At 59.1% G+C, this 12,293-nt stretch carries 11 protein-coding genes and 1 pseudogene; 10 read left to right on the plus strand and 2 right to left on the minus strand.

The window, feature by feature from the left end:
- The 5 genes and pseudogenes from CRO50_RS19450 to CRO50_RS19470 form a co-directional block, all read left to right on the plus strand.
- A pseudogene (locus CRO50_RS19450) lies at window positions 1-499 on the plus strand (recombinase family protein); the annotation flags it as partial.
- Between the two features lie 1,140 nt (window positions 500-1,639).
- Window positions 1,640-2,821 (plus strand): plasmid partitioning protein RepA, encoded by a 1,182-nt coding sequence (gene repA, locus CRO50_RS19455; protein WP_097147523.1) that lies wholly within the window; start codon window positions 1,640-1,642, stop codon window positions 2,819-2,821.
- A 32-nt stretch (window positions 2,822-2,853) separates the two neighbouring features.
- Window positions 2,854-3,795, plus strand: a complete 942-nt coding sequence (gene repB / locus CRO50_RS19460) for a plasmid partitioning protein RepB (protein ID WP_232617647.1) — start codon at window positions 2,854-2,856, stop codon at window positions 3,793-3,795.
- Between the two features lie 251 nt (window positions 3,796-4,046).
- The gene (gene repC, locus CRO50_RS19465) at window positions 4,047-5,363 is read left to right on the plus strand and encodes a plasmid replication protein RepC (protein ID WP_097147525.1); all 1,317 of its coding nucleotides are present in this window, start codon (window positions 4,047-4,049) and stop codon (window positions 5,361-5,363) included.
- Window positions 5,364-5,508: 145 nt separating this feature from the next.
- Window positions 5,509-6,603 (plus strand): Fic family protein, encoded by a 1,095-nt coding sequence (locus tag CRO50_RS19470; RefSeq protein ID WP_097147526.1) that lies wholly within the window; start codon window positions 5,509-5,511, stop codon window positions 6,601-6,603.
- A 62-nt stretch (window positions 6,604-6,665) separates the two neighbouring features.
- On the opposite strand, the gene CRO50_RS19475 is transcribed toward CRO50_RS19470, so the two are convergent.
- Together CRO50_RS19475 and CRO50_RS19480 are read right to left on the minus strand one after the other, a co-directional pair.
- A complete protein-coding gene (locus CRO50_RS19475; protein ID WP_097147527.1) occupies window positions 6,666-7,178 on the minus strand; it encodes an RES family NAD+ phosphorylase in 513 nt (170 codons plus the stop codon).
- Window positions 7,178-7,528, minus strand: a complete 351-nt coding sequence (locus tag CRO50_RS19480) for an MbcA/ParS/Xre antitoxin family protein (RefSeq protein WP_097147528.1) — start codon at window positions 7,526-7,528, stop codon at window positions 7,178-7,180. The genes CRO50_RS19475 and CRO50_RS19480 overlap by 1 nt, the downstream gene beginning before the upstream one ends.
- Before the next feature lie 460 nt (window positions 7,529-7,988).
- Here CRO50_RS19480 and CRO50_RS19485 point away from each other — a divergent pair, with 460 nt between their 5' ends.
- From CRO50_RS19485 to CRO50_RS19505, 5 genes are all read left to right on the plus strand, one after another.
- Entirely contained in the window at window positions 7,989-8,459 is a 471-nt protein-coding gene (locus tag CRO50_RS19485; RefSeq protein WP_332835668.1) for a hypothetical protein, read from the plus strand.
- Between the two features lie 40 nt (window positions 8,460-8,499).
- Window positions 8,500-9,438, plus strand: coding sequence for an ArdC family protein (locus CRO50_RS19490; RefSeq protein ID WP_097147529.1), 939 nt, complete (start codon window positions 8,500-8,502; stop codon window positions 9,436-9,438).
- Window positions 9,439-9,461: 23 nt separating this feature from the next.
- Complete coding sequence (locus tag CRO50_RS19495; RefSeq protein ID WP_043754132.1) at window positions 9,462-9,671, plus strand: DUF6330 family protein; 210 nt, start codon at window positions 9,462-9,464, stop codon at window positions 9,669-9,671.
- An 88-nt stretch (window positions 9,672-9,759) separates the two neighbouring features.
- Entirely contained in the window at window positions 9,760-10,149 is a 390-nt protein-coding gene (locus CRO50_RS19500; RefSeq protein WP_043754131.1) for a DUF3768 domain-containing protein, read from the plus strand.
- Window positions 10,150-10,303: 154 nt separating this feature from the next.
- Entirely contained in the window at window positions 10,304-12,286 is a 1,983-nt protein-coding gene (locus CRO50_RS19505) for a ParB/RepB/Spo0J family partition protein (protein ID WP_097147530.1), read from the plus strand.
- The last annotated feature ends 7 nt before the right edge of the window (window positions 12,287-12,293 follow it).

Below are 12,293 nucleotides of genomic sequence, written 5' to 3' on the forward strand. Positions count from 1 at the left end.
CGTCGGCGGCAACCCAGGTCTTCGCGCCAAGGACCCTGAAGCGCTGCGCAAGGTGCGGCTGGCGCGACAGGACGGCTACATGGAGCGCTTGAACGAAACTGCGCAGGATTGGGTGCCCCATGTGCGCCGTTTGCGCCCCGATATGGCTTGGGAAGACGTCCTGCGGATCATCAATGGCCCCCTGCTCCATGATCGGCGCTGGACGCAAAGCCGCCTGCTCCGCGCCGTGAAGGCATACGTGGCGGACGGATTCCTGCCCGCTGAAGTGCTTGGACGCGCTGGACGTCGCGAAACCGACGATCGCCTGCCTGCGATTGTCGCCGCAATCAAAGGTGCTGACCCCGAGATCACCTTGCAGGCAATCTGCGACCGACTGGAATCCATGCGTGAGCGCACCCCTCGCGGTCGCACCAGCTGGCAGCCGTCGTCGGTCAAAATGCTGCTGGAGCGTGCTGAAAGGTTGGGGTTGCTGAGGTCCGCGCATCAACAACAATCTTGAGAATCTTCCACGCCATGGAACGATTGCAGTGTTGCAGCGCACTTTGCGGGCGTGAGAATGGGTTCACGACGCGCAACCGATGTTTCACGCGCAATACGTCGTGCATTTCCCGGCTCCTCAATGCTGGCACGCGGCGATCTGTGAGCCAAACACAAAGCCTCAGTCGGGCATGAACCTGAGGTGGCGTCGATTAGCGCTACTGTGCGCTCCCGGCGGTTTCCAATTGTCTCCATTTTCTGACAATCGACTTAGCTAGGACCGGGACAATGATAGAGGTCCCTGCCCTAGTATTTGCGACGACGGTTCCTGAACCTGGATCTTCGGAAGGTATCTGACATCGATCATTCTACGCGGATCATCTAAACAACAAAGCTGGGGGCAGTTTGCCCTCAGACATTCGGTGACGGGAGCCATAGGTTGTGCTGGCGCAAGAACGTGGTCCGCGGTTGCTTTCCAGTGTTCTCCGAAGCAGTCGAGTAAGCGCATCGGCTTCTTAGAGTTTGAACTCATGATCACTGAACATTCTCTGGAACCTTGAGTGTCGCGGATCGCTTCTCCTCGTCCCTCAATAATTTGGTCTCATCGGGTAGGTGTCGCGGGTCGGTGAGGTGTGGTTGAATTCGTCGTAGCAACGCTGTGCCTTGTGTCGGATACTGTTCCCACGACGCAGGCAACCGTGATGCCCCCTACCCTGCTGGGGATCATGGACGCCTCAGACGACAGGGCCTTGTCCATCCTTGCTCATGCAGTGCGTTTGGTCTGATCGTTTGGGCGCGGCACCCAAGTATCAGTGTAGCTTTGAATATCGATCCAGTTCGGTCGTGGAATTGCCGTAGGTCTGTCGGTGCGTTGTCTGTTCCGGCCTGAGCTCATTGTATCTCTCTCAAACCAGAATTTCGGTCAAGACGCCGTTGAGAAGCGAGGCGCTTGCGATACCCAGTCTGCGCCAGATTGGCCCGTGAACCGCAATTTTGTGTGTGCTGTTAACAGCTGTTAACTCGGGAGGGTGCGTGGCTTCCCTAGTAGCGCTTTGGTCCAACAGCACAATTTGTGGATAAAATCCTTGACTTAACAGGGTGAATCACGGCCATTAGAGTCAAGTTGCGCAAATAAGCGCGTTCGAGCAGAGAAATTGCAACTATGTTTCAGACGGCACCCATCGAAGCGGCGTCCCAATCCGAGCTTACAAGCCAGATGGCCGCGCGTCTACACACGGCGCTCACGACGCATCTTCAACAGGCCTACGCGCCCGATCAGCGGAAAAATTTGAGACTATTCAGCGCAACAGAGACTGCTGACCTACTCGGCGTGACCGGTCAATTTTTGCGCAAGTGCCATAGCGAAGGGTTGTTGCCTGAGCCGGAAGTCATCAAGAATGGACGGCGCTTTTATTCCGGGAAAGAGATCCTGCAAGCACGCCATTTTCTCGAGGCAAGCTCTCGAAAGCCGGGCAAGTACCTTCCCGGGCGTCGCGAGGGTGACAAGCTTCAGGTCATTCAGCTGATGAACTTCAAAGGTGGATCTGCGAAGTCCACCTCTGCGATCCATCTGTGTCACTACCTTGCTTTGAGTGGTTACCGCGTGCTGGCGATTGACTTGGACCCACAAGGGAGTCTCACGGGCTTTTGCGGGATTCAAACTGAACTGGAGTTTGAAGGCGCGTCGATTTACGACGCACTGCGTTATGACGATGCTGTGCCGATGTCAGAAGCTGTCGTGGAAACCTATTTCCCTGGCTTGCATTTGGCCCCTGCCCGCCTTGTGCTGAGCGAATTTGAGACTGAAACAGCGGTCAATGCGGGGCGAGGTGTCGCGTTCTTTGAGAAGCTCAGTCTAGCGATCCAGTCCGTTGAGAGCGACTACGATGTAGTTGTGATCGACAGCCCGCCAGCTCTGGGTTTTTTGACTCTGACCGGTCTTTATGCCGCGACCTCCGTTATCGTGCCGATGACGCCAAGCATGCTCGACCTTGCCTCTACACAGCAATTTGTCGAGATGACATCTGCCTATCTCGGGGTGATCGAGGACACAGGCGTCAAGCTCGATCATGACTTCTTCTCTTTTCTCATCACGCGCGACGATCCGAGCGATATTCCGAGTCAGCAGATCGTGAGTCTGATGCGCGCCCTCTTCCAGGATCGTGTCGTTGGAGCGACCGGACTGCGCAGTACTGCCATTGGCGACGCGTCGATGCTCAAGATGTCGATCTACGAGGTTGCACGATCCGAGATGACGCGGTCGACCTACGATCGGGCGAAGAACAGCATGGATGCTGTAGGTGCGGAGATCGCAGGGATGCTTCAACAGGCATGGGGGCGGTAGTCATGGCAATGGGGAAGAATAAGACGGGGATCATGGCTGCGATCACAGCCGCAAGCGAGGTGTCAAAGGAGGGTGCGTCCGACAGAGCCCATCGGACCTTGCCCAAGGGGACAATCGGTTCTGTCCGCGCCGGCCTCGGGGGCATTCAGGAAATCGACACCAACTTGATCCTTGCCTGGGGTCCAAAGGATCGGCTGGATATCGAGTTAACAGCTGTTAACAGTGACGCGGCAAATGCATCTATTCAAGATCTTGCGGCCAGCATTGCTGAGTCCGGACAGCAAGTTCCAGTGCTATTGCGTCCATCAAAGGATCGTGACGGCCATTTTGAAGTCATCTATGGCCAGCGACGCATACTTGCCTGTCGCCATTTAGGGATGCCGGTGCGGGCTCTGATCCGCACACTCGATGATACCGATGCTCTAATGGCGAAGGGGCTCGAGAATGCAGGGCGTGCGGAGCTGAGCTACTATGAACGTGTTCGGTTCGCACAGGCGATCTTGGAGCAGGGTTACTCCCGTGCGGAAGCATGCCAAGCTTTGGCGATCAGCAAGAACACTCTCTCGCAGCTTGAACGTATCAACCGGCTTGTGCCGGTAGCGGTCGGAGAGGCAATCGGCGCGGCCCCAGGGGCAGGGCGCCCAAAATGGACGACCCTCGCAACAGCGTTCGAGAAGGAGCAACTCTCGGAGGAGCGTGTATTGGATGTACTTGGTCAATCTGGCGATCTTGATTCCGACGGGCGGCTGGAACTCGCCATCAAGGAAATTGGCAAGCGAGGAAAGCAAGAGCGATCAGTTGAACAGCGCTCGCCCGTTCCTGGTGTGCAGATCAAGAGTGGGAAATCGGGACTCTCAGTAACCGTTAAGCGGGTAGGGGAGAACACAAGATTCGCGAATTGGCTGGATCAGAATCTGGACCAGCTCATACAAGATTCCTTCGATCGGTTCCGATCAGAGAACCACGAAGGATAGCGGCGGTTAACAACTGTTAACCGCCAAGACTGAGGCACTGAGCAGAAAGGAGGACGGCACAAAAGAAAAACCCTCGAAACCGAAGTCCCGAGGGCTGCTGCGCACAAGGCGCGATTTGTTTTGACACTACAATCTTAGCAGCCCGCGAATCGCTAAACAACGAAAAACGTCTTCGGGCGAACAGGTTTTCTGTGCCTAGCTAAGAGATGACAAAATTCAATGAGGCTCCGCGCGGAGCGACTGGGACAGACATGCCTCAGAAGGGTGGAAGTTTGTCTAATACCAACCAACCCTCGGGGTGGCGCAAAGCGACGGCCGGACTGGCGGTTGCTGAACAGCACGCACAAGCTGGTGAAAGATCAACCGTGCCCAAGTCACAGGCCTTTGTCGCCGTGAAACGCGTTGGTGCGCATATAGGCCTCAAGGCTGGCGACATGCTGCTTCTCGACACGCTTGGGGCCTTCACACAAGCCGAGGATTGGGAAGAGGGACAGCGTCCGATCGTCTGGGCGTCCAACTCTTATCTGATGGAGCAAACAGGCTTCTCGCTCTCGGCGCTCAAGCGCCATGCCAGGCGTCTGGCCGAGATCGGCGTGATTGCCTTCAAGGACAGTCCAAATGGCAAGCGATGGGGCCACAGGGACGCTGACGGTCGTATCCTCGAGGCTTACGGATTTGATTTGTCGCCGCTGTCGGCTCGCGCCGAAGAGTTTGAGCATCTCCATGCCGAACTACAGGCTGAACGTGAACTCTGCCAGCGCCTGAAGCGCCAGATCACAGTTGCGCGCCGAATGATCCGCGCGAGGATCGAAGCGGCCCAGAGGGGTGCTCTGAGTGGCCCCTGGACACAGCTCTCAAGCCTCTTTGAGGATCTTCTGCACCGCTTGCCACGCCGGAACACGGCCTCTGAGGCGCTTGAGCGGCTCCTAGGTTGGTTCAGAGAACTTCAGGAGCGTGTCGAGGCGACCTTTCTCAAGGCAGTTCGAGCGGATGACCTTGTGGAAAACATGCCCGCAACCACTGAACAAGAGCCAAAAGAGATTCAAGAAATGGACCCCAGGGAGGTCATTTCTGAACCTCATATACTAATTACAACTCAACTAAATCCTGTAACCTGTAATCGCTCAGAAACTGAGCAAGCGGCGGCCGTGGTGCCAAATGCGCCACCGGAAGAGAAGGTCGATACGGAGCTGGAAGACTGGGTGGTTGAAACACGTAGGAAACGTGGTGCAGCGCTTGATTTGCCGACTGTGATGCAGGCTTGTCCTGAATTCGCGTCCTGGGCCCGCAATATGGGCGGGTATTTGAAGGATTGGGGCGATCTGCATCGGGTTGTCGGGCAGCTAAGGCCGTTGATCGGCGTCTCAGAGCATGCTTGGAACCTCGCTCAGGACCGTCTCGGGCCCCAAGTCGCGACAGCAGCGCTCGTTCTCACGTTTGACAAGCATTGCGCCGGCGAAGTGGCGTCTCCGGGTGGATATCTGCGGGGTATGGTCGAGAAGGCTGGGGCAGGGGAGCTGCATCTAGAGCGTAGCTTCTATGGCCGGCTGGGCGGACAGGCTGCGTGATAGAATGGTAAAGCAGGTGTCCTACATTCAGCGTTCCAAGTCGAGCATGCGGAGATTGCCGCCCTTATTCTCCGCGCGGTCTGCGGTGTTTGTTATTGTCTTGTGGAGATTGTGCCGTATAATCTCCGCAAAGAGTGCGTAAAATATGACCTACATTCACGAACTCCCTGATTGGCCCCAGTTTACCTGGGATAAGGCCAAGCTGTCATCCCAACTTGCTGCGGTCCGTCACCGCCAAGGCAAGCTCTTGGGGCGCATGGAGGGTCTTGGCTTCGATCTTCGCAACGAGGCGATGCTCAGGACACTGACCAGTGATGTCGTGAAAAGCAGCGAGATCGAGGGGGAAACGCTCGACAAGGATCAGGTTCGATCGTCTATCGCAAAGCGGTTAGGTCTGGAAATTGGCGGACTGATCCCGTCTGATCGCCATGTTGATGGTGTCGTCGAGATGATGCTGGACGCAACCCAAGCGTATGACCAGCCACTGGATGCGGAGCGTCTGTTCGGCTGGCATGCGGCTCTCTTTCCAACCGGGCGAAGCGGAATGACTCGGATCAGGGTCGGGGGGTGGCGTGACGGTCCCATGGAGGTTGTATCAGGACCTTATGGCCGCGAACGCGTGCATTTTGAGGCGCCAGACGCCGAACGGTTAGACCCTGAAATGGCGCGCTTCCTGACCTGGTTTAATCAGCCCTCCGAGGCGGATCCCGTCATACATGCCGCCATCGCCCATCTGTGGTTTGTCACCATCCACCCCTTCGATGATGGCAACGGCCGCATCGCGCGGGCGATCGCAGACATGGCCTTGGCGCGATCCGAAGGCAGCGCGCAGCGGTTCTACAGCATGTCGACGCAAATCCGACAGGAGCGGAGCGATTATTACGACATGCTCGAGTCGACGCAAAAAGGGGGGCTTGATGTCACGGCGTGGCTCGTTTGGTTTCTGGCTTGCCTTGACCGCGCATTTGATGGTGCCGAGATCATCCTTGAGGCCGTGTTCAGGAAGGCGCGGTTCTGGGAGAAATATGGAGCGGCGAACATGAACGACCGCCAGCGGGACATGCTGAACCGCCTGGTGAATGGATTCGAAGGAAAGCTCACGACGTCGAAGTACGCGAAGATCGAAAAATGTTCACAAGACACGGCCTATCGCGACATCCTCGATCTGATCGACTTAGGAGCCCTAGAGAAAGATGGGGCTGGCGGACGTAGTACCAGCTATTCCCTGACAGCGACGTAGCGAGGCTTGTGACAGGCGCCGTACTCGACAAGTGCACCCCATGAAAGTGTCAGCCAATCACCTCACATGCGTGACAGCCGCTCTTCGTCATCCACCACTTCCAAAGAACTTTTATTGTCAGTCCAGGCCCACAGGACGATGTTGAAGTCCGATGACGACGCGCCCTTCGCAAAACTCTTGATCAGGAGCCCCGCAAACCGATCTGCTATGAGGGCGCGTGCTAACTTCTGTGTCGGCACCAATTGGCCATCGAGCATCTTCATGCGCCATGCTGGGTCGGCAAGCATCGCCTCGGTCGCGTTATACCGGTCAAGTCCGTCCTGATCGCGGGTATCGAAAATAGGCCCAAGGTTGGCCTTGTAGGACACCAGGATCGTGGGTTGCAGGCTGCCGACCTGATTGGCTTCTCTAAGAGCGGTTGCGGGATCCAGAGAGGTGTAGAGGGCAGGGGTGCCCTTTGCGTTAAAGCGCCCTCCATAAAGTTCAGCGCCTCGTCCGGACAGAGGTTCACGCGCATAGACCGGGTTCAGTGCACGATAGAGTGGTCCTGTGTAGCGCTCATCTTTCAGCGGCATCAGGCAAAGACGCCCGCATCGACTGCATCGATGTATTCCAGAACTTGCTGAGCTTTGCCTTCCTGAACCAGCTGCATGGCTGTTCGCCCATCAAAGCCGGACAGGGGCTCTGACCGGTACCATGCATAGGCCATCAGTTCCGAGCCGAAGCGGGGTTCGACCTTGTTGAGCACCTCAACCAGTTCGCGCAGGCGGCGCTGTGTCTTGTCCGAACTGATACGGGCGCGCCTCTGTAGTGCGTCCTTGCCCAAGCCGACGGTCAATGCGATCTCTTCTGCTGATGTGCGTAGCACCGCGGCGATCTTGCGCGGTTCGAATTGCCCAGCCTCAGCAAAGTTCGCGATGTGCATGTTCTATGCTCCTACAGTGATACTGACGGTATATAGCGGCAATATTGCTGAATTTCAAGCTGTCAGGAGGTAATGTGACTTCGTTTCCCATGCTAATCCGTAGCGCTGCATTGCTCTGAACGTCGGAAATCCTGATTTTCGGACCTGAGAAGTTGCAGTAGGACCGTTCTTTGCCGATCGAGAAAATCGGATAAGTTATTGATAATATGAAAAAGACTGCGGCAGTCGGATCGGGGTTGCAGATATGGCTTGCCGATCTTGGACCGGAACCGCCACTTACTGCATGCAGTCACTGGGGTCCGCGGTGGTGTCGGACCCTCGGCCGTTCCCCCGGACCAGTTGGCTGGTGAAAAGGGAAAGTGGACTTCGGGTTTTTGTGACTGACGGATGAGGGCCTTTGGGTTCCTCGGACGGGTCCGGGCCGGGTTCCGGTCTGCCGTTCTGGATGAAGGGCTTCCCCATGCAAACAGGTGTCTTGCGCGTTCTGCGCGCGACCGCTGCCTCTTGGTGGCGGCATAGAGAGCTGCGCCGAACCGGCGAGGAGGAGCTGGCACGGCAGCTCGAGCGGACAGCCGTTCTCCGCGATCTCGGCTATCTCAAGCAGGCCGCGTCATTGCCAAATGCGCATGTGATCTGCGGAGACGGCGGGACATTCCTCCACCTCGGTTGGACCACCGTGTCGAGTTTCGCGCCGATCGAGCGCTTTCCCTTGGCCTCTCTTGCGGTCGCACGAGGGACACCCTTCGTCGACATTCGACCCGTCACGGATGTCATCGCCTTCGCGAACCTGCCGCGGGTGACGCGGAACGGATCGGTCAACCATGAGCATTCGGGTCCCGGCGGGTCTGTCTCGCTGACCAGCTACATCGACATGGTCGAAGATCTCGGTGCGAGCATCAACAACGATCCACGGCCCTCTCGGTCAACCTAGTCGCCATTCCCTCTCACCAACACTCGAAAGGAGGCCAGCCATGGCCCGATCCCGCACGCCCAAATTCGATGCCTCCGAGGTCATCACCAACGAAATCATCCGCATCATCGAGCGCGGCGTTTTGCCGTGGCGCAAACCCTGGACGGCAGGCGGCAGCTCACGCCCCCTGCGCGTGGGCGGTGAGCCCTACCAGGGGGTGAACAACTTCCTGCTGACCATGCGAACCGTGATGGCGGGCCACAGCTCGCCCTTCTGGATGACGTTGCCGCAGGCCAATGCGTTGGACGCGAAGGTGCGCAAGGGCGAGAAATCCTCTGTCGTCGTCTATTATGGTCAAAGCCGGAAAGACGCCGGCGGCGAGGATGAGCACGCGGAGAGCGATGACCACTCCGAGGAGGCCCGCGTGTTCCGCTTCCAGAAATCCTACCGCGTGTTCAATGCCTGCCAGATCGAGGGCCTGCCCGAGAGCTTCTTCCCCGATCCGGAGCCCATGCCCGAGCATCCGCCGTCCGAGCCCATCCCGCACATGCAGGCGTTTTTTGATGCCATCGACATCACGACCGTCTTCACGGGCACGGAAGCCTACTATCTGCCGCCTGTAGACAAGGTGTTCATGCCATCTATCACGCGGTTCCAGGACCCGCGCAATTTCTACGGGGTCTGGGCGCATGAGCTGGCCCATGCCACGAAAGCCCCCCATCGACTGAACCGCGATTTCGGGCTCTCGAAGTTTGGCAACACGGCCTATGCCCGCGAAGAGATCGTCGCCGAACTGACCTCGGTTTTTTTGGGTCAGACACTCGGCTTCACGGCCCATACGCTCGAGATGAACGCCGCCTACCTCCACAACTGGTTGCGCGTCCTTCGGTCTGACAAAGGCGCGATCTTCCGGCACGCCGCCGATGCGCAGCGCGCCTGCGACTACCTGATCGCCAGATCGGAGGCGGGCAGGGCAGGGGGCCGAGCCAAGGCCGCCTGACCACAGGGAGAACGGAGACGCCCATGTCACGTAAGGAACCCAAGACGCTGCGGGTGGCCTGCTTCAACGACGGCCGCCGCAAGATCATCACCTTCAAGCACGGCGCCTATTGGTGGAGCCCGTCCGAGGGCGCTTATCCGCTCTCGGCGGCACTTGAGACCATCAAGCACCAAGGCGGCTGGATCGAAACCATCCCCAACCCGAATTACAGACCCAAGCGATTGTTCGGGTAGGGCCCCTTCTGCTTCTGTCCTGCCGCCAGGGGGAAAAAGAAAAAGCTGGCTTTTGGAAGGGTGTTTCAACTTCTCAAAGGAGCACCCCATGTCCATGACAGGACAACCCCAGACAGACCGCCCTGATCCGAGTGTGATCGCAGCGCAGAACGACGCGTTTCGCAAGCTCGCGTGCCTCGGTGTGCCAACCGCCCAGTCTATTCAGGGCCGCATGCATGTCACCCGCTCAATTATGAATGCCGGTGACGGCTTCATGGCCGAGGCGGTGAAGGCCACGGGCATGTTCGAGACCTTCGAGCCCGAGAACGATCCCGAAGGATGGCATGATTTCGGGGCGGTCGAGGTCCGCGGCGAGACCGTGTTCTGGAAACTGGATTTGTACGAAGCGGATTCCGACTTCCGCTATGGCGCCGAGGCCCCGGACAATCCCGCCACCACCATGCGCGTGCTGACCATCATGCTGGCGCGCGACTGGTAGGGGAGGGGACACCCCTCCTGACAGCCCAGGCGATGAAGGCCCGCTGACCCCTCAAAGGGAGAGTGGGCCTTTTGTTGTGGTGATCCCTGAAGACGGGGATTGGCCGCGCATCTGAATGCGCGGGCCGCTCCAAACCCACCGAAAAGGAAACGCCATGACCACAAGCTTCAAACCCGTCTCCGTCGCCATCGGCGATCTGGTCTCACATCCCGCCAATGTGCGCAGCAACTCGCCGGAAACCTATGATCCTGAGAACATCGCCCATCTGAAGGCAAGCATCGCCGTTCTGGGTCTCCTGCAGCCGCTCATGGTCCAGAAGCTCGACGGCAAATATGCTGTCCTCGCCGGTGGCCGTCGGCATGCCGCGCTGAAGGAGCTGGTCGCGGACAGGGCCGCGAAAGGCTTCACGGCGAAGGCCAAGATCGACTGCCGTCTTGTGCCAGAGGATTGCGATGTCACCACGGCCCTGTCGCTCGCTGAGAACATCACCCAGGCGCCGATGAATGCCATCGACGAGTTCGAGGCTTTCGCGCGGATGATGGAGGTCGACGACCAGACGCCCGAGACGATCGCAAAGACCTTCGGCACCACGGTGGCGGCCGTGAAAGGCCGGTTGCGCTATGGCCTAATCCACCCCGACATCCGCGCCGCGGCCCGGGCCAAGACGATCACGCTCGACACGATGAAGGCCTTTGCGGAGCATCCGAGCCAGGAGGTGCAGCGCGAAGTCTTCGAGGCGCTCACCAAGGAAGATAGCTACCTGCAGGCCTATACGGTCCGCCAGGCGCTCAAATCCCGCGGCGTGCAGGTCAGTGACGATATCGGGGCCTTCGTGCGCGCGGACTACGAGGCGCGGGGCGGCGCTGTCGCCGCTGACCTTCTGGAAGAGCATTCCGTGCTCGAAGACGCCGCGCTGGTCGAGACCATCCTGCTCGAGAAGCTCGGTGCCGCCGCCGAAGAGGCCCGCATAAAGCTGGGCTTTGCCTGGGCCGATGCCATGGTCCGCTATGATTACGCGACCATGGCCGACTACGGCCGCGTTTATCCCGGCCCGATCGAGCCTGATGAGGCTGCGCAAAAGCGCATCGATGAGATCACCGCCGAGCTTGAGAAACTGCAGCTCGAGATGGAGGATGAGGGGCTCGAGGACGGTGCCTACAACGCGCTTTACGAGCGCGTGGACGCCTTGGAAGAGGAAGCCCGCGACCTGCAGGAGGCCTACAGCGCCGAGGACCTCGCGCGGTCTGGGGTAATCGCGTCCTGGTCGGGCGGGCAGGTGACCCTCCATGTTGGCCTCGTCCGCCCGGAAGACACCGTCAAAAAGGAGGGCGCGCGCGGCTCCTCGGCTAGCCCGACCGGGGAGGAGGCCCCAGACGCCGGCGAAATCACCTATCCGGCCTCACTGGCTGAGGACCTCAAGACCGAGCGAGCCATGGCGCTTGGGGCCGCGATGGCGCTGCATCCGGAAGCTACGCTCGATCTGACGCTCTTCAAGCTGGTGAGCGACGTTCTGGCCAGCGGCATGAGTGTCACGCAGGCGATCAAGATCGATGCCCGCAAGGAATACCGCAGCCATGCCAAGATGGACGAGATCGACGCAACCTCGCTCGAGCAGGTGGCGGCGGCGCATGAGGCGCTGGACCTCTCCTGGCTCGATGACACCCGCGCGCCCGCCGATCAGTTCGCGGCGTTTCGCGCGCTGGAGGCAGGCGAAAAGGCCAAGCTCGTGGCCTATGCCACGGCCAGCACCACGCAGTCCTGCTTCGCGCGGGACCGCCAGCGCGACAGCCTGATGCATGCGTTCGAGATCGAGATCATGCCCGACATCCGCTCCCACTGGACGCCGAATGCGGCGCTCTTCAACCGCTTCAAGAAGGCTTGGCTCCTGAAGATCCTCGGCGAGGATCTGGGTCTCGCCCAGGAGGCGGTGACGCTGGCCTCGTCGAGCAAGAAGGAGATCGTCGCCTTTTGTGACAAGCTCTTCGCCGAGCCCTTCGCCACGCTCACGGACGCGCAGCGCGCTGCCGTGGCCGCCTGGTGCCCGCCCATGATGCAGACAGCCGGTGTCGCCTGTGATGAGGCGGAGCCCGCGGCGGAAACCCCGGAGCCTGACAGCGAGATCGCGCAAGCGGCCTGAGTCCTCA

Source organism: Pseudooceanicola antarcticus (assembly GCF_900215355.1).
GTDB classification, from domain to species: domain Bacteria; phylum Pseudomonadota; class Alphaproteobacteria; order Rhodobacterales; family Rhodobacteraceae; genus Pseudooceanicola; species Pseudooceanicola antarcticus.

Bases quoted from the DNA above. Each gene is read 5' to 3' on its own strand.
- CRO50_RS19470 (WP_097147526.1), top strand. From the start codon at position 5,509: ATGACCTACATTCACGAACTCCCTGATTGGCCCCAGTTTACCTGGGAT.
- CRO50_RS19500 (WP_043754131.1), top strand. From the start codon at position 9,760: ATGTCCATGACAGGACAACCCCAGACAGACCGCCCTGATCCGAGTGTG.
- repB (WP_232617647.1), top strand. From the start codon at position 2,854: ATGGCTGCGATCACAGCCGCAAGCGAGGTGTCAAAGGAGGGTGCGTCC.
- repA (WP_097147523.1), top strand. From the start codon at position 1,640: ATGTTTCAGACGGCACCCATCGAAGCGGCGTCCCAATCCGAGCTTACA.
- CRO50_RS19485 (WP_332835668.1), top strand. From the start codon at position 7,989: ATGCAAACAGGTGTCTTGCGCGTTCTGCGCGCGACCGCTGCCTCTTGG.
- CRO50_RS19480 (WP_097147528.1), bottom strand. From the start codon at position 7,528: ATGCACATCGCGAACTTTGCTGAGGCTGGGCAATTCGAACCGCGCAAG.
- CRO50_RS19475 (WP_097147527.1), bottom strand. From the start codon at position 7,178: ATGCCGCTGAAAGATGAGCGCTACACAGGACCACTCTATCGTGCACTG.
- CRO50_RS19505 (WP_097147530.1), top strand. From the start codon at position 10,304: ATGACCACAAGCTTCAAACCCGTCTCCGTCGCCATCGGCGATCTGGTC.
- CRO50_RS19495 (WP_043754132.1), top strand. From the start codon at position 9,462: ATGTCACGTAAGGAACCCAAGACGCTGCGGGTGGCCTGCTTCAACGAC.
- CRO50_RS19490 (WP_097147529.1), top strand. From the start codon at position 8,500: ATGGCCCGATCCCGCACGCCCAAATTCGATGCCTCCGAGGTCATCACC.
- repC (WP_097147525.1), top strand. From the start codon at position 4,047: ATGCCTCAGAAGGGTGGAAGTTTGTCTAATACCAACCAACCCTCGGGG.